This window comes from Flavobacterium sp. LM5, from assembly GCF_002017945.1.
GTDB lineage: Bacteria > Bacteroidota > Bacteroidia > Flavobacteriales > Flavobacteriaceae > Flavobacterium > Flavobacterium succinicans.
This window is the reverse complement of record NZ_MUFX01000001.1, coordinates 526816-549397: the sequence shown is the minus strand read 5'-3', so window position 1 is coordinate 549397 and position 22582 is coordinate 526816. Positions and strand designations below refer to the sequence as shown.

Sequence of the window (22582 nt, the reverse complement as noted above, 5' to 3'; positions counted from 1 at the left end):
AGTTTTGTTTTTAACTCTTATATTTAAGGCTATTTGCGCCCACAAATTTAAGGAAATGTTTGATAAGATTGGTACAAAGTTTCTTTTGGAAAAGATATTTCACTAATATTCACGAAAGAGTAACAGAGAGCCACGAAGTTTTCTCTAATTTATAGAAAGTTCTCCGTGTTCCTTCGTGTTTTTCTTGGCCTTTTTTTGAGAAATATTAGTTATTCTCTTTTAATCTCATGCCCTACAAATTCTTCCAAAGTGGCAAACATTTCGTCTACCGTAAGCACTTCAAAATCGGGATGTAATTTTAAAAAATTGGCATTCAAAGTCACTAAATTTTCCTCTATTTCAAAAAAAGTATCGCTATTGAGTGCGTCACGTACAGGATTTACACCCTCTAGTTTCCCTTTCAAAAACTTATTAAGTTTCACGCTACTCATCAGTTTTACTTTTTTGGATTGTTGCTGAAAGAATTCCAAATGCTTTTCGGCACCAATCAAAGCCAAACCTTCTTCTATCAGCTCGTTCAACTCTGCATTCCAACCCGAATGATGCACAAATTGCGCAAAATTACCCGTTACATATTGAGTGTAATAATAATCCAAGTAATAGCTCGTCAAAGCATCTTCATGAATCAACTCATCCTCAACGCCTTCTTCTCGCATTAAATTAATGACCGAAATGTTCGAATGAATAACATCTTGAAGATTCTCACTATTAAAAGCTGTTTCTGAAACGATAATTCTACCGAATTCCATAGTTGTATATTTGAAAGTTTACCGCAAATTTCGAACAAAAAATTGAGTTCTCTTTGTTTTAACCAAAATTGAACCCTAACTCAAGGTATTCGAATCCGCTTCGTCGGTTCTTTTTTGCGCATTCATTTTGGCCACTAAAGCTTTCAGTCTCTTGGCTCGTAACTCTTTCTCTTCTTGCTCTTTTGCCTTCTTCCGATTGAGTAATTTGGTATGCAACGCCTTGTTTTTGGTGTTTTTTTCAGGTCCTTTAGCCATAACCTTAGGTGTTTATGAATCTAATTTTTCTTCATTGGAGGTAAATCGAATGCTTTCGATTCGCCTTCAAAAGTATTGCGGTGAGAACCATCACAAAAAGGTTTATTCGAAGACAAGCCACATCGGCATAAACCTAAAGCCGTTCTTCCTTCTAGTCCGTAGACATTTCCGTCTTGATCTACTATTTCAAAATCACCTTCAATTTTTATAGATCCGTTTTTGTTGATGGTTAGTTTAGTCTTGCTCATAATTTGTTTTGTTTTGGCTTCAAAGGTCATAAAATTTAAATTGTTTTTCGGTTTTCAAATCTTCTTTTTTATAGAAGTAGGGACAAGTCATGACTTGTCCCTGTGTCCCTATCATAAAAAATCTTATTTTTGCAGGCAATAAAACAGAATAAAGATGCAGAATCCAAAAAGATATACCATTACAGCAGCATTACCTTATACCAACGGACCCATTCATATTGGGCATTTGGCGGGAGTTTACGTGCCTTCGGACATTTATTCTCGCTATTTGCGTTTGCAAGGAAGGGATGTGGTGTTTGTTTGTGGAAGTGATGAACATGGAGTGGCTATTTCGATGAAAGCCAAAAAAGAAGGCATTACACCTCAAGAAGTAATTGATAAATACGATGGAATCATTAGAAAATCATTTGCTGATTTCGGAATTTCATTTGATAATTATTCTAGAACTTCGGCTGAAATTCATCACAAAACGGCTTCTGAATTCTTCAAAAAATTATACGACAAAGGTGATTTTATCGAAGAAATTACCGAACAATTATATGATGCCAAAGCCAATCAGTTTTTGGCCGATCGTTTTGTAGTAGGTACTTGTCCAAAATGTGGTAACGAGGAAGCCTACGGAGATCAATGCGAAAAATGTGGTTCTACATTAAACGCTACCGACTTAATCAATCCTAAATCAACCATCACGGGAGAAACGCCTGTTTTGAAATCGACCAAACACTGGTTCTTGCCTCTAGATCGTTATGATGCGTTTTTGAGAGAATGGATTTTGGAAGGCCATAAAAATGATTGGAAACCTAATGTGTACGGTCAAGTAAAATCTTGGATTGATGGCGGATTAGAACCTCGAGCAGTTACTCGTGATTTAGAATGGGGAATTGATGTTCCTGTAGAAGGTGCCGAAGGAAAAAAATTATACGTTTGGTTTGATGCTCCAATTGGTTACATCTCGTCTACCAAAGAATGGGCAGCCAGAGAAGGTAAAGATTGGGAACCTTACTGGAAAGATCAAGACACCAAATTGGTACATTTTATTGGAAAAGATAACATTGTTTTTCACTGTGTGATTTTCCCAGCGATGTTAAAAGCGGAAGGTAGTTTTATCTTACCCGATAATGTTCCAGCAAACGAATTCTTGAACTTAGAAGGGAATAAATTATCGACTTCTAAAAACTGGGCTGTTTGGTTGCACGAATATTTAGAAGAATTCCCTAATCAGCAGGATGTGTTGCGCTATGCCTTGACTTCGAATGCTCCAGAAACCAAAGACAACGATTTTACTTGGAAAGATTTTCAAGCTAGAAATAACAACGAATTGGTGGCCATTTTTGGAAATTTCATCAATCGTGTGGTGGTTTTGACGAATAAATATTACAACGGAATTGTACCAACACCTAATGAATTATCCGAAGTAGACGAGCAAACTTTAGAAGAATTGAAAGCTTATCCAGCGGTTATTTCTAGTTCTATCGAAAGATACCGATTTAGAGAGGCATTGGGCGAAATGATGAATGTAGCCCGATTAGGAAATAAATATTTGGCCGACGAAGAGCCTTGGAAAATGGTCAAAACCGATCCGGAACGTACCAAAACCCAAATGTTTGTAGCCTTGCAAATTGCGGCTGCTTTGAGTTCGCTTTGTGAGCCTTTCTTACCGTTTACGTCACAAAAATTGTTACGAATGCTAAACATCGATGTCAATAATTGGAATTTGGATTTTGACAATTGGACGTTGTTACCTGCAGGTCACCAAATTGGAGAAGCCGAATTGCTTTTCTCTAAAATTGAAGACGAAGCCATTCAAAAACAAATCGACAAACTAGAAGCTACAAAAACGGCTAATAGTGCTGAAAATAAAAAAGCTGAACCTCAGAAAGAGTTGATTCAGTTTGAAGATTTTGCCAAAATGGATATTCGAGTAGGAACTATTTTGGAAGCCGAAAAAATGCCAAAAGCGAATAAATTATTGATTCTAAAAGTAGATACTGGAATTGACGTTCGCACCATCGTTTCAGGAATTGCAGAGAGTTTTAAACCTGAAGATATTATTGGAAAACGCGTAACTGTTTTAGTAAACTTAGCACCAAGAAATTTACGTGGCGTAGAAAGCCAAGGTATGATTTTGATGACTTCTAATGCAGAAGGGAAATTGGTTTTTGTGAATCCAGATACGGAAGGAGTTACTAACGGAGAAACGATAAATTAATTACCAGTAACTATAACAAAACTTTATACTTTGTTCCCAAAACTTTTTGGCAAACTTTGTAACTTTGCAGTCAAAATTTAACTAAAAATTAAAAGATATGTATCCACAAGATATGGTATTACCCATGCAAGCTGAATTAACTTCGGCAGGTTTTCAAGATTTACACAATGCTGATGACGTAAATGAAGCCATTAAAAAAGAGGGAACTACGCTAGTTGTAGTCAATTCTGTTTGTGGTTGCGCAGCTAGAAATGCACGTCCAGGAGCCATTTTGAGTATCGATGGAGCAAAAAAACCAGATCAATTAATCACTGTTTTTGCAGGTGTTGATAAAGAAGCGGTTGATGCGGCCAGACAACATATGTTTCCTTTTCCTCCTTCTTCACCTTCTATTGCTTTGTTCAAAAATGGTGAGTTGGTACACATGCTAGAACGCCATCATATTGAAGGTCGTCCAGCCGAAATGATCGCCGACAACTTGAAAGATGCTTATAACGAAGTGTGCTAAGTACATTCAACATAAAACAAAAAAACATCCTTTTAAGAGGCCACTGAAAAAGTACTTTAAGGAATAAAAGCGATAATTAAAGGAGTAGAAAGCTTAGCTTTCCTGCTCCTTTTTTATTATATTTAGCTGTAATTTTAATATTTTTTAAGTGTTAGTACAGCAACAAACAATACGATTCAGCGAGCATTCTACATTGTATGATTTAATCGTTCCAAAGGAAAATATTTTAAGAAAGATCAATGATTTGATTGATTTTTCCTTTATTTACGACGAGTTATTGAATAAATACTGCGCCGATAATGGGCGTATGGCAGAAAGTCCTGTTCGTATGTTCAAGTATCTGCTTCTTAAAACAATTTATACCGTTTCTGATGTTGATGTAGTAGAGCGTTCGCGTTACGATATGTCCTTTAAATATTTTTTGGACATGAATCCAGAAGACGATGTTATCAATTCTAGTTCGTTGACAAAATTCAGAAGACTGCGTTTAAAAGACACCGATTTATTAAATCTATTGATAAACAAAACGGTAGCCATCGCTATTGAAAAAGGTATCATCCGTTCGAGGTCTATTATCGTTGATGCCACACATACTTTATCAAGATCCAATCCATTTTCAGCTATCGATGTATTGAGAGAACGTTCAAAACTTCTTCGAAAAACAGTATACATCTTTGACGACCAATTCAAAGAACGTATGCCTGAAAAAAATACCGATAATGATTTAGAAAAGGAACTAGCTTATTGCAAAGACTTAGGAAAACGTATCGAAAATGAGCCATCGATAAGTTCAATACCCGCTGTGAAAGAAAAATTAAATCTGCTAAAAGAAACCCTAGAAGATACTCAAGAAAATTTAACGCTATCAAAAGATACCGATGCAAAAATAGGCCATAAATCTGCCGAGAGCTCCTTTTTTGGATACAAGACCCATTTGGCAATGACCCAAGAACGCATCATTACAGCGGCCGTAGTTACATCAGGAGAAAAAGGCGATGGACCGGAATTGCCTAAACTTTTAGAAATTAGTCAAGAAAACGGAATTGATGTTGACACCATTATTGGCGATGCTGCTTATTCTGGAAAAGAAAACCTAAAAATAACAAGTGAACAAAACATTAAAATAGTAGCAAAACTAAATCCATCGATAGCACAAGGATTTAGAAAAGATGAAGATAAATTTGACTACAATAAAGATGCTGATAGGTTTGTTTGCCCAGCAGGACATATGGCAATACGAAAAGCACGAGGGGGAACCAAAGATGTCGGGGCAAATCAAGTAGATACTTATTATTTTGATATCAAAAAATGCAAGTCTTGTCCTTTAAAAGAAGGTTGCTATAAAGATGGAGCCAAAACAAAAACGTATTCGGTATCTATAAAATCAAAATTACATCAAGACCAAATAGATTTTCAAGAAACAGAATATTACAAGGAAAAAGCAAAACATCGATACAAGATAGAGGCTAAAAATAGTGAGTTAAAGAATGTACATGGTTATGACAGAGCACTATCGTACGGTATAGAAAATATGCAAATGCAGGGTGCAATGGCTATTTTTACAGTCAATTTAAAAAGAATACTGAAATTAATGTAGCAAATCAAGTCTACTTCCAGATTCATCTAAAATGAACTTAGATAAATCGAAATGTAGCCACAATAAAATCTCAAATAAAATTAATCAAAAAGAGAAAACGCTTATAAAAGGAAGGTAAAATTCCAATTATAAGCGTTTTTTTATTGTCTAAAAACAATGCCTATCAAATTCGACGAGGTTTTTCAGTGGCCTCCCTTTTAACGGGATGTTTTTTTGTTTTATAGCACGTTTGATTTCTCTAATTCCAACCTCCACCAAGCGCTTTGTAAAGTTGTACCATAGCGGTCAATTGACGTTGCGACAATTGTGACAAACTAATTTCGGCATCAAATAAAGAACGTTGAACATCTAATACTTCTAGATAGGATACATAGCCATTATAATATCTTGCATAAGACAATTCATAGTTCTTCTTGGCAGCTGCCACTTGTCGACTTCTGGCTTCGTACTCTTCTTTAAAAGTGGTGGCATTTTGAATAGCGTTTTCCACTTCAGCAATTGCTACCAAATAGGTCTTTTCATAACTAATTTTAGATTGTTCCGCCAATTGTCTATTAATTTCTACACGTCTTCTATTTTTACCAAATTGAAATAATGGTCCAGTTATTCCGACTGAAGCATTATCTCTATATGCACCACTATCAAACAAATCACCAATTTTTGGAGTTGCAAATCCAGCAATAGCTGCAATATTAAAAGAAGGAAAACGCATGGCTTGCGCCACTCCAATGCGTTCGTGAGCTGCCACATATTGCAATTCTGCTCTTTTTACATCTGGACGATTTTGCAACAACGAGGACGGAATTGCTGTTGGTAAGTCGCTAACCATTAATTGGTCCTTGTTTTGCTTGCCTCTTTCAATAGGACCAGGCATTTGACCCAGCAGAATTGAGATCGTGTTTTCTAGTACCGTGATTTGTCTTTTTATGTTAGGAATTGCAGCTTCAGCAATAGCCACCTGTTGTTCAATTTGTACTTTATCCAATTCAGAAGTATACCCGCTCTTGAAACGATCTGAAATAATTACGTAAGAATCCTGGCGCGTTTTTAGCGTTTGTTTTGTGATTTCTAACTGATTGTCTAGATCTCTTAATTGAAAATAAGCGGTGGCAATATCGCTAACAATTCCAGCCATGACCGTTTTGCGTGCTTCTTCAGTAGCTAACAATTCATTTTGAACCGCTCTATTTTCGTGGCGTAATTTGCCCCAGAAATCAATTTCCCAGGACATACTTCCAATTAATGATGAATTTTGAATGAAATTTTGAGCCGTATTAACTCCAGCACTATACTGAAAAGATGGAAAAACATTGGCTTTAGTAAATCCTAAATTGGCTTTGGCTTGCTCTAAACGAGAAACTGCGGTTCTTAAATCAAAATTATTTTCAATGCCTTTGTTGATCAATCCTTTTAGCACATCATCATTAAAAATATCAAACCATTTTACATTAAGTACTGTTCTTGTAGTATCGGCATTTTGTGAAAATCGATATTTGCTTGCTTCCTGTAACTCTGGCGCTTTGTACTTTGGACCTACCAAACAACTTACTGGTAAAAACGCAAGCAGTACTAATAGTAGCCCTAATTTAAATTTATTCTTCATGACTGATAGATTTTGTAGATTCAACCGCATTTTCTTGATGTTTCTTTTTTCCAATTCTTTCCACAAAAACGAAAAGCACTGGAATAAAACATACACCCATTATGGTAGCGACTAGCATTCCGCTAAACACGGTCATTCCCATTACTTTTCGCGCTTGAGCTCCCGCTCCAGAAGCAGTTAACAAAGGAACAACTCCCAAAATAAAAGCAAAAGCGGTCATCAAAATTGGACGAAATCGGAGCTTAGCTGCGGTTAAAGCTGCTTCAACCAATGGCACTCCTTTTTCATACTCAGCTTTGGCAAACTCAACAATAAGAATAGCATTTTTGGCAGCTAATCCAATAAGCATCACCAATCCAATCTGTGCAAAAACATTGTTCACATAATCAGGACTAAATAACTTACAGAGGTATAATCCCAAAAAGGCACCAAAAACTGCGAAAGGCGTTCCTAACAATACACTAAAAGGTAATTTCCAGCTTTCATATTGGGCAGCAAGAATTAAGAAAACGAATAAAATGGCCATAATGAAAACGGTAGCTCCTTTTCCTTCAGCTTGTTTTTCTTGATAACTCATCGCCGACCATTCGTAACCCATATCAGAAGGAAGTGTCTTAACAGCTGTTTCTTCTAGCGCTACCCTTGCTTCAGAGGAGGTGTATCCAGGAGCAGGTGTCCCGCCTATTTCAGCAGATCGATACAAGTTGAATCGGGTAGTAAACTCAGGACCACTTTCTTTTTTGATAGTAGCAATACTCGAAATAGGGATCATCACATTGTCTTTGTTACGAACAAAGATTTTGTTGATATCGTCAGGATTTAAGGTAAAACTTGGAGCGGCTTGAATCAATACTATATATTGACGACCGAACCTGTTGAATTCATTAACATATTGTCCTCCTAAACTCGCACCAATGGCTAAATTGACATCCGAAAGCGACAAATTCAACTCGGTTACTTTTTCACGATCAATATCCAAACTAATTTGCGGCACATAAGGATTGAAAGTCGTTCTTACACTACCGATTTCAGGTCGTTTTCGAGCTTCAGCCATAAAACGTTGCGCATTATCAAAGAGATATTGCGGTGTTTTTCCAGCCCTATCTTGTAGCATCATAGAAAAACCTGCCGCATTTCCAATTCCACTAATAGGTGGTGGTCCAAAAGCAAAAACCGTTGCTTCAGGAACAGCGTACACTAATTTCCCATTTAACTCTTGAATGATTTGGAATACGTCTTTTTCCCTTTTTTTCCACTCCTTTAGAGAGATAAAAAAGAATCCATTATTAGTAGCCATAGAATTTTTTAACAAACTATATCCTGATACGGTGGTATAATATTCGATACCTTCTGTAGTTCCTAAAATAGCTTCTATTTTTTTACAAACGGCTTCAGTCCTGTGCAAAGAAGAAGCCCCTGGCAATTCAACATTTACAAATAAATACCCTTGATCTTCCTCTGGAACGAAACCTCCTGGTATTTTAGTCCCCAAGATAGCGATAGCTCCTATAATTATTCCAATAAAAATAAAGCTACGAGCCATCTTCTTGATCAAAAACCCAGTAAATCCAGTATACTTATTGGTAAATGATTCGAATTTTTGATTAAATACTTTGAAAAACTTTCCTAACCAACCTTTGGATTCTTGGTTAGGTTTTAATAATATTGAACATAAGGCTGGACTTAAAGTCAATGCACTTATCGCAGAAAAGATTACTGAAATAGCAATTGTAATGGCAAATTGTTGGTACAAACGCCCAGTAATTCCAGGAGTCATAGCCACAGGAATAAATACGGCGGTCAACACCACAGCAATAGCTATTACGGGACCAGAAACCTCTTTCATTGCTTTGTTGGTCGCTTCACGCGGCGAGAGTCCATGTTCGATATGATGCATTACAGCTTCTACTACAACAATAGCATCATCAACCACAATTCCAATAGCCAAAACCAAACCTAAAAGTGACAATACGTTTACTGAGAAACCTAACAAAGGAAACAACATAAATACTCCAATTAACGACACAGGTACCGTAAGTAAAGGAATAATAGTCGCTCTCCAATTTTGCAAAAAGATAAACACCACGATAATTACCAGCAATATCGCTTCCAAAAGGGTATGCATAATTTCGCTAATTCCCTCTGTAATGGCCAAAGTAGTATCCAATGAGGTATCGTATTTAAGATCCTCTGGGAATTTTTTACTCAATTCGTCCATCGTTTTTTTACAGGCCGCTGCTACTTCTAGCGCATTAGAACCAGGCATTTGCTTGATTCCAATAGTCCCTGCAGGTTTTCCATTTAAGGCACCTTTTGACGCATAACTTTCAGTACCTAACGCTACTGTAGCGACGTCTTTCAATCGAACTTGTTGATTACCAATATTGGATTTTAAGATAATATTTTCAAAATCCTTAATATCAACCAAACGGTCTTTCAAGGTCACATTATAAGTGAACTCATTCCCATCCTCTGCAGGTGGCGCGCCAAATTTTCCTCCTGGAGCAATCGAGTTTTGATCCTTAATCGCACTCATAATATCTGGGATGGTCAACTTGTATTTAGCCAAAATATCAGGCTTTACCCAAATACGCATCGCATAGTTACTTCCTCCAAAAATAACTACTTCACCTACACCTTTTATTCTAGATAAAGCATCTACAATATTGATGTTGGCATAATTCGTTAAAAAGTCGGAACTATACGTATTATTGGGTGAAGAAAGTGAGAATAAAAGCAACGGCATCGACAGGGATTTTTTGGTAGTTACCCCTGTGTTTTTCACATCTACTGGCAAGGTTGAAGTGGCCGATGCTACACGGTTTTGCGTTAACATCGTGGCATTATCCAAATCGGTTCCCATATCAAAAGTTACCGAAAGCGACATACTTCCATCGCCAGTGTTGGTCGATTGCATGTACAACATGTTCTCTACACCATTCACTTTCTGTTCAATGGGAGTAGCAACAGCCTGCTCCACATTCAATGCATTAGCACCACGGTAACTGGTTTGAATTTGAACTACCGGCGGTGCAATTTCGGGATATTGAGCAATGGGAGTGTTTAGTATAGATAAACCTCCTATGATTACCATAAATATGGATAAAACTATGGCTACAATAGGTCTTCTTACAAAAAAATTATCCATAACTATTTCGCTTTTTTATCTTCGGTTACATAAGGAACAGGAGTTACTACGGAGCCAGGTTGAATAAACATACTTCCTGTAATAGCCACTTTATCTCCTGCATTGATACCTTTGGTGATTACCCAATCTTCTCCCACTTTGGTCCCTACTTCAACAATACGAACCTGAATTTTATTTTCCTTATCAATGACTAATACTTGGTAAATTCCTTGTAATTCGGTCACCGCTTTTTGAGGAATTGCGATAGCATTGCGTTGGTTTTCTATCAAAGCTCTTACTTTTGAAAACTGTCCAGAACGCAAATTATTCTCCGGATTAGGGAATGTGGTTTCAATAGTCATGGTTCCTGTAGTAGGATCAATTTTGGCATCCGAAAAATTCAGGACCCCTTTGTAAGGATGAACACTTCCGTCTGAAAGCAAAAGCTCAATATCATTTGCCTTGTTATCGCTACTTAAACTATTCTTTTTACGATACTCTAAAAATTCAGCCTCACTAATGGTAAATCGTACTCTAACTTTATCCAATCTAGAAACAGTGTTCAATTTAGAAGAACTTCCCATTCTAGAGATGTAATCTCCTACTCGAGCATTACTAATACCAATAATTCCATCAATAGGAGATAGAATATTGCAATAACTTCTCTCTAATTCTTGGTTTCGCAATGCTGCTTGGGTACTTTCTAAATTTGATCGAGCAGCTTTTGCTTTGGCCACAGCCGCATCATATTCTCGCTTGCTCACCGCATTCATATCAACTAACGGTTTTATTCGTTTTAATTCCTCTTCTGCATTCACAAAATTACTTTGAGAAGTAGCTACTTGTCCTTTCATTTGTTCCACTTTAGTTTCATACTCCAAAGGGTCTATGGTGTAAAGCAATTGTCCTTTTTTTACTCTTTGTCCTTCGGTAAAATGAATACCCGTTAAAATCCCATCGATTCTCGCTGTCAAAACAATATCCAAATCTCCAAACGTTTGAGCGGCAAATTCTTTATAAATCGGAACATCTTTGGCGACAACAGTAATAAAAGGAGCTGGAATTGGTGGTGGTGCTTGATTTTCTTTTTTATTACAAGAAACAAGAAAAACAAATGAAAAAAACAGTACGATACTCTTTTTATAATCCTTTACGAAGTCCATAGTATTATTTTTTAAGTTGCTAGTGAATCACAATTCTCTCAAAATTAACCAAAAAAACTATACTTAAAGAACACAAAAGGTTAATTTTAAAAAAATTAGGCAATTGTTACGCTTTATTTAAGAAGAATACAAAAAAAGAAATGACACCAAGTCATAGAATAAACTTAATTTTTTATGAAATCTTATCCTACAGCATTCAATTTCATCCATTTCCAGTCCAAGTAGTTTTTTATTACCCTTAAAGAGAACCACTTTATAGCTTACCTTCTTTTTTAGCTATTTTTTGTGAGAATTTGATTTGTTTTTTATTGTATAATTTTTGAGACAACAAAGGCTTCAAGAAATTAAAATCTAAAAAAAAACGCGGAAGCAGCATAATACTGACCTCTTTTTTATAGCAATTTCTCGCTATCAAATCAAGTTCATCACACACAACCTATGGTTTACTGAAAAAAAAACACTACTTTTGCGCCCGAATTCTTCCAATTAGAGTTCACTAAAATATTCTCACTTAAACGTTTATAGCATGCAACTGTATAACACCTTAAGCGCAGAAGAAAGAGCCGAGCTTATTGACCAAGCCGGAAAACAACGCCTCACGTTGTCTTTCTATGCGTATGCCAAAATTGAAGATCCCAAAAAATTTCGCGACGATTTATTTATCGAATGGAATAAACTCGATGCACTAGGTAGAACCTATGTAGCCAAAGAAGGAATCAACGCCCAAATGTCTGTCCCTGCCGAAAATTTAGAAGCTTTTCGTGAAACGCTAGAAGCTTATGAATTTATGCGCAACATTCGTTTGAATGTAGCCGTAGAACACGATGATCATTCGTTTTTGAAACTAACGGTAAAAGTGCGCGACAAAATTGTGGCCGACGGATTAAACGACGAAACCTTTGATGTAACCAATATTGGAGTACACCTCAAAGCCAAGGAATTCAACGAAATATTAGAAGATCCCAACACGATTGTAGTTGATTTTAGAAACCATTACGAGAGTGAAATTGGACATTTTAAAGGAGCTATTACTCCTGATGTGGAAACGTTTCGGGAATCATTGCCTATCATCAACGAACAATTACAAGATTTTAAAGAAGATAAAAATCTGGTGATGTATTGCACTGGAGGAATTCGCTGCGAAAAAGCTTCGGCTTACTTCAAACACCAAGGTTTTAAAAATGTTTTCCAATTAGAAGGTGGCATCATCAATTACGCCAAGCAAATCAAAGAAGAAAATCTGGAGAGTAAATTTATCGGAAAGAATTTCGTTTTTGACCATCGTTTGGGTGAGCGCATCACAGACGATATCGTTTCGCAATGCCACCAATGCGGAAAACCTTGCGATAACCATACCAATTGCGAAAATGTAGGCTGTCATTTGTTGTTCATTCAATGTGACGAATGCAAAGAAGCTATGCAAAATTGTTGTTCTACCGAATGTTTAGACATCATCAACTTGCCATTAGTTGAGCAAGTAAAGTTGAGGAAAGGAAAACAAGTAGGCAATAAAGTCTTCCGAAAAGGAAAATCGGATAAATTACCTTTCAAACATTCTGGCGAGCTTTCGGATACACCATTGGCAGTTGCCACGACTCCAGCCAAAATTCGTCAAAGAATCAAAATCAAAAAAGCACTTTTAGGTAAAGCCGAACATTATTTTGTAAAAGCGCAAGTTGCTCTTTTCGTCATTGAAAATAATGAACTACAATTAGGCGATACCCTTTTAGTTTCGGGTCCAACTACTGGAAACGAACAACTTGTACTCGAAAAAATGTTGGTCAACGGCATCGAAAAAACGGTCGCACAACCTGGCGACAAAGTAACTTTTGAAGTGCCTTTCAGAGTACGTTTATCTGATACATTGTATAAAATTTTAAAATAGTTTTTCCAAAATTTCAGCCATCATCTTTTTCAAAATTCAAAACATTGACAAAGATTCATAAATAAATTAAACACAGATTTCACAAATTAATATGTGAAAATCTGTGTCAAAACAATACACACAATGACAACAAACAACAAAATAGAATTAATGGCGCCTGCTGGAAATTTCGAATCCTTGCAAGCCGCTTTAGATAACGGATGTGATTCCGTTTATTTTGGAGTAGAACAACTCAATATGCGAGCCCGCGCCTCGGTAAACTTCACTATGGATGATTTAGCCGAAATCGCCAAACGCTGTGAAGCCAAAAACGTTCGCAGTTATTTGACCTTAAACACCATCATTTATGACCACGACTTATCTGTGGTCAAAACCTTAATCAATAAAGCCAAAGAAGCCAACATCACTGCGGTGATTGCTTCCGATCAAGCTGTAATTGCTATGGCTAGAAGCGTGGGGATGGAAGTTCATATTTCTACGCAATTGAATGTGACCAATATCGAAACTATTAAATTCTACAGCCTTTTTGCCGATACTATGGTGTTGAGTCGCGAATTGAGTTTACGTCAAGTAAAAAAAATCACCGAACAAATCGAAAAAGAACAAATCAAAGGCCCTAACGGGAATCTGGTTGAGATTGAAATCTTTGGTCACGGCGCATTGTGTATGGCCGTTTCGGGTAAATGCTATTTGAGTTTACATTCCAACAACTCTTCTGCCAACCGCGGCGCTTGCAAACAAAACTGCCGTAAAAAATATACCGTAATCGACCAAGAAACCGGTTTCGAAATCGAATTGGACAACGAATATATGATGTCGCCCAAAGATTTATGCACCCTAGATTTTCTAGACCAAGTCATCGATTCGGGCATTCAAGTCCTCAAAATCGAAGGTCGTGGTCGTGCTCCAGAATACGTAGCCACCGTAATCAAAACCTACCGCGAAGCTATTGATGCCTACTATGACGGCACTTTCTCCAAAGAAAAAGTTGCAACCTGGATGAAAGCTTTGAACACCGTGTACAACCGCGGATTCTGGTCGGGATATTATTTAGGACAAGAGCTAGGCGAATGGAGCGATGTTTCCGGTTCTGTGGCTACGCAGAAGAAAGTGTATGTTGGCAAAGGCACCCATTTCTTCCCCAAAGCTGAAATTGGCCAATTCAAAATCGAAGCCTACGACATCAAAGTGGGCGATAAAATTTTGGTAACGGGTCCAAGCACTGGCGCACAAGAAATGATTATCGAAGAAATGTTTGTCAACGATACTTCGGCTGAGCGCGCTACCAAAGGAGACGATTGCACCCTCAAACTGCCGTTTAGAATCCGTATGTCCGACAAATTATATAAAATAGTAGAAGCCTAATGGTCATCATCACCCTGCAAAGAGACAAATGCATCGGATGCAATTACTGCGTAGAAATGGCACCCGTACAGTTTCAAATGTCCAAAAAAGACGGTAAATCGGTACTCATTAAAAGTGTCAATGCCAAAGGTTTTTACACCCTAAAATCACCCGACCACACCATCGTAGAAAGTTGCGAACTCGCCGCCAAAGCCTGTCCCGTAAAAATTATTTCGGTTAAAGAAACCTAGCTTCTAGCTGATTTTTAGGAGCAGAAAAAATAGGGTTTTTTAAGGAACAGTGGTCCCGCTATCCGTTGCAATCTTTTTTTTACACCCGAGCGATAGCGAACTGGCGAAGCAATCGGGGCTAAAGAGCTACAATCCGGTTCTTTAGGAACAATCATATAATAAAACAACACAAACCATCACAATCCTTTTTGTGGTGGTTTTTATTTTACCCCAAACTTATAGGTCCTAAAATGCCTTAAATGGTTCAAAAACATAATAATTTTGGAATCAAATCCAAAAAAAACATAATCATTTTGGAATTAAATCCAAAAAAAACATAATCATTTTGGAATTAAAACTAAAACAATTACATTTGACTTCTTAAAATCAATACTTTATGGTAACAAGAGAACAAGCCTTATATGCCAAAGCCCGTTTATTCAAAGGCAAAGCCTTACTTATATTTGGTCCAAGACAAGTAGGCAAGACAACTTTTGTTCAACATCTAATTGCAGACCTAAACAAAAAAACACTTTTCTTAAACGGAGACGAATCGGATGTGCATACTTTATTCGAAAATCCTAATGTAACCAAACTCAAAAATATAATTGGCGACAACGAAATTTTAGTGATTGACGAAGCGCAACGAGTAATAAACATTGGCATTGTGCTCAAAATCATCGTCGATCAAATCAAATCCGTACAAGTCATTGCTACCGGATCCTCCAGTTTCGAATTAGCTAACAAACTCAACGAACCCCTAACAGGCAGAAAATATGAAATGTATTTATTTCCTATTGCCTTCTCGGAAATGGTTACCCACAAAGGACTCTTAGAAGAAAAGAGAAATATTGAACAACGACTTATTTACGGTAATTACCCAGAAATAATTAGTAATCCAGTTGATGCTAAAGAGCATATCAAACTCATCGCTAATAGTTACTTATACAAAGATTTATTTCTATTGGAGCAAATAGCAAAACCTGTCGTACTGCAGAAAATAGTAAAAGCATTAGCACTACAAGTAGGCAGCGAAGTAAATTACAATGAATTGAGCAAACTCATACAAATAGATAATAAAACCGTTGAAAAATATATTGATTTATTAGAAAAAGCTTTTGTGATATTCAAACTACCCGCATTTTCAAACAATGTTCGAAATGAAATTAAAAAAGGCAAGAAAATATATTTTTATGACAATGGAATTATCAATGCAGTTACGGGGAATTTCAATGCCATAAACCAAAGAAACGACACAGGAAACTTGTGGGAGAACTACATTATTAGCGAGCGAATAAAATATTTAAATATCCAACAAGAAGAAGCTGAGTGCCATTTTTGGAGAACTACGCAACAGCAAGAAATTGATTATATCGAAAAAAGAAATGACCAACTTTTAGCTTGTGAAATCAAATGGAATAGGGCTGCGAAATGTAAAATTCCTACTACGTTTTTAGACAATTACAACAATGTAACGACAACAATAATAAACCCCGACAACTACGAAGATTTTTTATTAGCCAAGTGATACAATTTAAATTAGTTGATCCCATTCAAAAAAAGAGTACTAATTAACCCCAATTATTTTAGTACAATTTTAAGAAGTATCCTTCATTTTTACGGTTGTAACATACAATTAAAATATACTATCTTTACGGATTAAATTTCAGTATGAACTCAAGTTGCTTTTTTGGCAACATCACAATATAATTATGGCTTGTACAAGTTGTTCAACTTCCGATGGTGGCGCACCAAAGGGGTGTAAAAATAATGGGACTTGCGGCACCGATAGCTGCAACAAATTAACCGTTTTTGATTGGCTTTCGAACATGAGTTTACCCAATGGCGAAGCGCCTTTTGACTGTGTCGAAGTACGTTTCAAAAACGGAAGAAAAGAATTTTACCGCAATACCGAAAAACTAACCTTAAGTATGGGAGACATCGTGGCAACGGTAGCTTCACCGGGTCACGATATCGGAATTGTGACGCTAACTGGGGAGTTGGTAAAAATTCAAATGAAGAAAAAAGGAGTCAACCATAACAGTGGAGAAATTCCAAAAATCTATAGAAAAGCCTCTCAAAAAGACATCGATATTTGGTCTGCTGCTAGAGATAAAGAAGAACCTATGAAAGTTCGTGCACGTGAATTAGCTATTCAGCATAAATTAGAAATGAAAATTTCGGATATCGAATTTCAAGGTGATGGTTCCAAAGCTACTTTTTACTACACCGCCAACGATCGTGTCGATTTCCGTTTATTAATAAAGGATTTTGCCAAAGAATTTAGCACCAGAGTCGAGATGAAACAAGTAGGTTTCCGTCAAGAAGCTGCTCGTTTAGGAGGAATAGGTTCTTGCGGAAGAGAGCTATGTTGCTCGACTTGGTTGACCGATTTTAGAAGTGTAAACACTTCAGCAGCACGTTACCAACAATTGTCTTTGAATCCACAAAAACTAGCAGGACAATGTGGAAAATTGAAATGTTGTTTGAATTATGAACTAGACACCTACATGGATGCTTTGAAACATTTTCCAAATTTCGACACCAAATTAGTGACCGAAAAAGGAGATGCTATCTGTCAAAAACAAGATATTTTCAAAGGCTTAATGTGGTTTGCTTACACGAATAATTTCGCCAATTGGCATGTGCTAAAAATTGAACAGGTTCAAGAAATCATTGCCGAAAACAAACTAAAAAACAAAGTTTCATCGTTAGAAGACTATGCTCTAGAAGTGGTAGCCGAACCAGAGAAAAACTTTAACAACGCTATGGGCCAAGAAAGTTTGACTCGTTTTGACCAACCCAAAGCCAAAAAACGTCCAGCTAAAAAACGTAAAGCAGGAGCTGCCATAACCCCTAACACTTCGGTGAATGCGCCAAAAGCTCCAGCAAAAAATCCAGTTCCAGCAGGCAATACCAATAAACCAACTGGGGCAACGGGCAACAAAAAACGCCCCCAAAACAACAGAAACAGAGGAAATAATTCTGAGAAAAAGCCAAATACAAATCAACCTAATGAACCAAGAAAACCTATAATCATTACAAAAAATGGGGATAAGAAATAGTTGCCTTTTATTTTCAATTGTTATGCTTTTTTTGGCCTGTGACAAGAAAAGAGTTTTTGATGAATACCAATCAGTCGGCGAAGGCTGGAACAAAGACAGTATTGTTTCCTTCGATTTGCCTGTATTGGACTCCACGCAACAATACAATTTGTTTGTGAATTTGAGAGCCAATGACGATTACAAATTCAATAACATCTTCTTGATTGTGGCCATCGAAAAGAAAAATGGCTTTACCAAAGTAGATACTTTAGAATACCAAATGGCCAATCCAGATGGTACCTTGCTAGGCGATGGTTTCTCAGATTTAAAGGAAAGCAAGCTCTTTTATAAAGAAAAAATTAAGTTTAACGGACAATTCAAAGTTTACATTAAACAAGCAGTAAGAGAAAACGGTAAAGTCCCTGGGGTTCCTGTTTTGGAAGGAATTACCAATGTGGGCTTTAGAATTGAAAAAACAGAATAACATTATGGCTGTCAAAAAAAACAACACATCGACTAAAGGAATTGATAAAGACATCAATTACTATAAAAAGAAATTTTGGAAAATCTACTTTTATGGTTTGGGGATAATTGCCCTGTTTTTCCTTTTTGCTTCATGGGGACTTTTTGGATCTATGCCTTCTTTCGAAGATTTAGAAAATCCAGACTCTAATTTAGCTACGGAAATCATCTCATCTGACGGAGTAGTTTTGGGAAAATATTTCCAAAAGAATCGTTCGCAATTAAAGTATTCTGATTTGCCGAAAAACTTGGTAGATGCCTTGGTAGCGACCGAAGATACTCGTTTTTACGAACATTCCGGAATTGACGGCAGAGGTACTTTAAGAGCTGTTTTGAGTCTAGGAACTAGTGGCGGTGCCAGTACTTTATCCCAACAATTAGCCAAACAATTATTCCACGGAGAAGGATCGAAATTCTTGCCTTTCCGAATCGTACAAAAAATGAAAGAATGGATTATTGCCATTCGTTTGGAGCGCCAATATACCAAAAACGAAATCATTGCCATGTATTGTAATGTCTATGATTTTGGAAACAACTCGGTTGGAGTAAGCTCGGCAGCGAAAACTTATTTTTCAAAAGCGCCTAAAGATTTAAGCATTGAAGAATCGGCTATTTTGGTAGGTATGTTCAAAAATTCAGGACTTTATAATCCAATTCGTAATGCACAAGGCGTAAAAAATCGTCGTAATGTGGTTTTGCACCAAATGGAAAAAGCCAAAATTATTAATGAACAACAAAAATTGCAATTACAAAGTTTGCCGATAAAACTCAATTTCAAACTAGAAACTCATAAAGACGGTATTGCTACTTATTTTAGAGAATACCTTAGAGATTATATGAAAAAATGGGTAGAAGAAAACAAAAAACCAGATGGTACAGATTATGATATCTACAAAGATGGTTTGAAAATTTATACTACCATCGACTCAAGAATGCAAACTTATGCAGAAGAAGCCGTAAATGCACACATGGCCAATATGCAAGAGGAATTCTTTTTACAACAAAAAGGAAACAAAAACGCTCCATTTATTAATATTACTGAAGCCGAAACACAACGCATTTTAAAACAAGCCATGAAATCCTCTAGCCGATGGAGCATCATGAAAGGCATGGAAAAATCTGAGGATGAAATAATCGCTTCTTTTAATGTAAAAACCAAAATGAAAGTGTTCTCTTGGAAAGGAGAAATTGATACCGTAATGACACCTATGGATTCTATTCGTTATTACAAACACTTTTTACAATCTGGTTTAATGGCTATGGAGCCACAAACTGGAAGCATCAAAGCTTGGGTTGGCGGCATCAATTATAAATACTTTCAATACGATCACGTAGGACAAGGAGCGAGACAAGTAGGCTCTACTTTTAAACCGTTTGTTTATGCTACGGCCATCGAACAATTGAACATGTCGCCTTGCGACTCTATCATCGACTCTCCTTTTATGATTCACAAAGGACGTCACCACGTTACTGAAGATTGGGAGCCAAGAAACTCTGACAACAAATACCGTGGAATGGTCACTTTAAAACAAGGTTTGGCCTACTCTATCAATACCATTTCGGCAAAATTAATTGATAAAACAGGTCCAGAAGCAGTAGTTGAATTGACCCATAAATTAGGCGTAAAATCTGAAATCATTAACCAACCTTCCATTGCCTTAGGCGCCGTAGAAATTACTGTAGAAGATATGGTGGCTGCCTACAGCACTTTTGCTAATCAAGGGGTTTATGTGAAACCGCAATTTTTAACAAAAATAGAAGACAAAAGTGGCGTAGTGATTTACGAACCCATTCCAGAATCGCATGATGTATTGAATAAAGATATTGCCTTTGCGGTAATTAAATTACTAGAAGGCGTAACCGAAAGCGGATCAGGTGCTCGATTAAGAACCGAAGGTGGTGGTTCAGGCGATCATCGTTGGACAGGTTATCCATACATGTTCAAAAACCCAATTGCAGGTAAAACCGGAACTTCTCAAAACCAATCTGACGGATGGTTTATGGGAATGGTACCCAACTTAGTTACAGGTGTATGGGTAGGTTGCGAAGATCGTTCGGCACGTTTCAAAACCTTAACCTACGGACAAGGTGCTGCAACCGCATTGCCTGTATGGGGTTATTTTATGAAAAAATGTTACGAAGATGCAACCCTTCAAGTATCTAAAGATCCTTTCGAAAGACCGGCTAACTTATCTATCAAAGTAGATTGTTATACCCCAAGAAAAAAAGTGGTAGTGGACACAACCGCTGTAGAACAAAGTACAGAAGAATTTGAACTGTAATTCATAATAAACAACGATAGTTCATCAAGTGGACTATCGTTGTTTTCATTTAAAATTAACATTACTTTCCTTTTACCCATTTTAAGCTAATCCGAAATCAAAATACGAAATCGATTTCGTTTGTAGCTACCTTTTAAACTATTACTTATGATAAATAAAACCGTTTCAAATGTTCAAGAAGCCCTTTCGGGGATTGAGAGCGGAATGACCTTAATGTTAGGCGGCTTTGGCCTTTGTGGCATACCCGAAAATGCCATTGCTGCTTTAGTCCAAAAAGAGACCAAGCAACTAACTTGTATCTCCAATAATGCTGGCGTAGACGATTTTGGCCTTGGCTTACTCTTGCAAAACAAACAAATCAAAAAAATGATTTCTTCGTACGTAGGCGAAAATGCTGAATTTGAACGCCAAATGCTGTCTGGAGAATTAGAAGTTGATTTAATTCCGCAAGGTACTCTTGCCGAACGATGCCGAGCAGCTCAAGCCGGAATTCCTGCTTTTTTCACCCCTGCTGGTTATGGAACTGAAGTAGCAGAAGGAAAAGAAGTACGCGAATTCAATGGTAAAATGCACATCATGGAAGAAGCTTTCAAAGCAGACTTTGCGATTGTTAAGGCCTGGAAAGGCGATACAGCAGGTAATTTAATCTTCAAAGGAACAGCTCGAAACTTTAATCCTTGCATGTGTGGTGCCGCAAAAATTACCATTGCCGAAGTAGAAGAATTAGTCGAAGCAGGCACTTTGGATCCGAATCAAATTCACATTCCTGGAATTTTAGTGCAACGTATTTTTCAAGGAGAAAAATATGAAAAACGAATAGAGCAAAGAACGGTTAGGAAAAGATAGTGTTCAGTGGTCCTTTTTTAGTATTCAGTCTGAAGTGAAAACGTACTTAACCCTATTTGATTCAAAAGGTTTAATAGACGATCCTAAAACAAAAATTATATGACTTTTATGTTTCAAAAAACAAAATTATGCTAACAAAAGAAGATATAGCAAAACGCATTGCAAAAGAAGTACAAGACGGTTACTTTGTAAACCTTGGCATCGGGATTCCAACCTTGGTAGCCAATTATGTAAGAGAAGATATTTCGGTAGAATTTCAAAGCGAAAACGGGGTGTTAGGCATGGGACCTTTCCCGTTTGAAGGCGAAGAAGATGCCGATTTAATTAATGCCGGAAAACAAACCATTACCACCTTACCAGGCGCTAGTTTCTTTGATTCGGCCACAAGTTTCGGAATGATTAGAGGGCAACATGTTGATTTAACCATTTTGGGAGCTATGGAAGTTGCCGAAAACGGCGATATTGCCAACTGGAAAATTCCAGGAAAAATGGTCAAAGGAATGGGCGGCGCCATGGATTTAGTCGCCTCTGCGGAAAACATTATTGTGGCCATGATGCACGTAAACAAAGCAGGCGAAAGCAAAATTCTCAAAAAATGTACCTTACCACTAACCGGCGTAGGTTGTGTAAAAAAAGTAGTGACCGAGTTGGCCGTTATGGAAATCACACCTAAAGGTTTTAAATTATTAGAACGAGCGCCAGGAGTGAGCATCGAAGAAATAATCAAAGCAACGGAAGCCTCCTTAATTATAGAAGGCGATATCCCAGAAATGAATATCGCGTAATCACAGCACTTTTTTCAATAATAAATCATCAAATCCAAAGCAAAGAATCGTCTCATGCTTTGGATTTTTTTATGGCACTTGAATCATCTTTCAAACTCAAAAAAAACGAAATAATGCGATACTATTTTTTTTAAGTCAAAAATTTGATTTTATTAAAAAATTACATCGTTTTCGTTATTAATTAA

The 22582-nt window shown here is 37.0% G+C and carries 18 protein-coding genes; 12 read left to right on the top strand and 6 right to left on the bottom strand.

Going from position 1 to position 22582, the window contains the following annotated elements; all coding sequences use genetic code 11:
• Positions 1-209 precede the first annotated feature (209 nt).
• From BXU11_RS02245 to BXU11_RS02235, 3 genes are all read right to left on the bottom strand, one after another.
• The gene (locus BXU11_RS02245) at positions 210-749 is read right to left on the bottom strand and encodes a hypothetical protein (protein ID WP_078210867.1); all 540 of its coding nucleotides are present in this window, start codon (positions 747-749) and stop codon (positions 210-212) included.
• A 75-nt stretch (positions 750-824) separates the two neighbouring features.
• A complete protein-coding gene (locus BXU11_RS02240) occupies positions 825-1004 on the bottom strand; it encodes a hypothetical protein (protein WP_078210866.1) in 180 nt (59 codons plus the stop codon).
• A gap of 20 nt (positions 1005-1024) precedes the next feature.
• Positions 1025-1252 carry a CDGSH iron-sulfur domain-containing protein gene (locus BXU11_RS02235; RefSeq protein ID WP_024980642.1) on the bottom strand — a complete coding sequence of 76 codons (228 nt, stop codon included), beginning with the start codon at positions 1250-1252 and terminating at the stop codon, positions 1025-1027.
• 154 nt (positions 1253-1406) lie between these two features.
• On the opposite strand from BXU11_RS02235, the gene metG reads away from it, so the two are divergent.
• The 3 genes from metG to BXU11_RS02220 all read left to right on the top strand — a co-directional run bounded on the left by metG (position 1407) and on the right by BXU11_RS02220 (position 5566).
• The gene (metG, locus tag BXU11_RS02230; protein WP_078210865.1) at positions 1407-3461 is read left to right on the top strand and encodes a methionine--tRNA ligase; all 2055 of its coding nucleotides are present in this window, start codon (positions 1407-1409) and stop codon (positions 3459-3461) included.
• Positions 3462-3558: 97 nt separating this feature from the next.
• Entirely contained in the window at positions 3559-3969 is a 411-nt protein-coding gene (locus BXU11_RS02225) for a BrxA/BrxB family bacilliredoxin (RefSeq protein WP_024980640.1), read from the top strand.
• Positions 3970-4117: 148 nt separating this feature from the next.
• Positions 4118-5566: an IS1182 family transposase gene (locus BXU11_RS02220; RefSeq protein WP_078210864.1), complete on the top strand. Its 1449-nt coding sequence runs from the start codon at positions 4118-4120 to the stop codon at positions 5564-5566.
• A 238-nt stretch (positions 5567-5804) separates the two neighbouring features.
• Here BXU11_RS02220 and BXU11_RS02215 read toward each other — a convergent pair whose 3' ends face one another.
• The 3 genes from BXU11_RS02215 to BXU11_RS02205 are packed head-to-tail and all read right to left on the bottom strand — an operon-like array spanning position 5805 to position 11459.
• On the bottom strand, positions 5805-7169 hold the full coding sequence (locus tag BXU11_RS02215; RefSeq protein ID WP_078212018.1) for an efflux transporter outer membrane subunit: 1365 nt from the start codon (positions 7167-7169) through the stop codon (positions 5805-5807).
• A complete protein-coding gene (locus BXU11_RS02210) occupies positions 7159-10317 on the bottom strand; it encodes an efflux RND transporter permease subunit (RefSeq protein ID WP_078210863.1) in 3159 nt (1052 codons plus the stop codon). Before BXU11_RS02210 ends, BXU11_RS02215 begins: the two co-directional genes overlap by 11 nt.
• Positions 10318-10319: 2 nt before the next feature.
• Entirely contained in the window at positions 10320-11459 is a 1140-nt protein-coding gene (locus BXU11_RS02205; protein ID WP_024980637.1) for an efflux RND transporter periplasmic adaptor subunit, read from the bottom strand.
• A gap of 526 nt (positions 11460-11985) precedes the next feature.
• Between BXU11_RS02205 and BXU11_RS02200 the strand changes: the two genes are divergently transcribed.
• The 9 genes from BXU11_RS02200 (at position 11986) to BXU11_RS02160 (ending at position 22397) form a co-directional block, all read left to right on the top strand.
• Complete coding sequence (locus tag BXU11_RS02200) at positions 11986-13344, top strand: rhodanese-related sulfurtransferase (protein WP_078210862.1); 1359 nt, start codon at positions 11986-11988, stop codon at positions 13342-13344.
• A 123-nt stretch (positions 13345-13467) separates the two neighbouring features.
• A complete protein-coding gene (locus BXU11_RS02195) occupies positions 13468-14709 on the top strand; it encodes a peptidase U32 family protein (RefSeq protein WP_078210861.1) in 1242 nt (413 codons plus the stop codon).
• Positions 14709-14939 (top strand): ferredoxin, encoded by a 231-nt coding sequence (locus tag BXU11_RS02190; RefSeq protein WP_024980634.1) that lies wholly within the window; start codon positions 14709-14711, stop codon positions 14937-14939. Before BXU11_RS02195 ends, BXU11_RS02190 begins: the two co-directional genes overlap by 1 nt.
• Positions 14940-15315: 376 nt before the next feature.
• Positions 15316-16446 (top strand): ATP-binding protein, encoded by a 1131-nt coding sequence (locus BXU11_RS02185; RefSeq protein WP_078210860.1) that lies wholly within the window; start codon positions 15316-15318, stop codon positions 16444-16446.
• Between the two features lie 184 nt (positions 16447-16630).
• On the top strand, positions 16631-17983 hold the full coding sequence (gene ricT, locus BXU11_RS02180) for a regulatory iron-sulfur-containing complex subunit RicT (protein WP_078210859.1): 1353 nt from the start codon (positions 16631-16633) through the stop codon (positions 17981-17983).
• Positions 17967-18446, top strand: a complete 480-nt coding sequence (locus tag BXU11_RS02175) for a gliding motility lipoprotein GldH (RefSeq protein ID WP_078210858.1) — start codon at positions 17967-17969, stop codon at positions 18444-18446. The genes ricT and BXU11_RS02175 overlap by 17 nt, the downstream gene beginning before the upstream one ends.
• Positions 18447-18450: 4 nt before the next feature.
• Positions 18451-20766, top strand: a complete 2316-nt coding sequence (locus BXU11_RS02170; RefSeq protein WP_078212016.1) for a penicillin-binding protein 1A — start codon at positions 18451-18453, stop codon at positions 20764-20766.
• 147 nt (positions 20767-20913) lie between these two features.
• Positions 20914-21612 carry a CoA transferase subunit A gene (locus BXU11_RS02165; protein ID WP_078210857.1) on the top strand — a complete coding sequence of 233 codons (699 nt, stop codon included), beginning with the start codon at positions 20914-20916 and terminating at the stop codon, positions 21610-21612.
• Between the two features lie 128 nt (positions 21613-21740).
• A complete protein-coding gene (locus tag BXU11_RS02160; protein WP_078210856.1) occupies positions 21741-22397 on the top strand; it encodes a CoA transferase subunit B in 657 nt (218 codons plus the stop codon).
• The last annotated feature ends 185 nt before the right edge of the window (positions 22398-22582 follow it).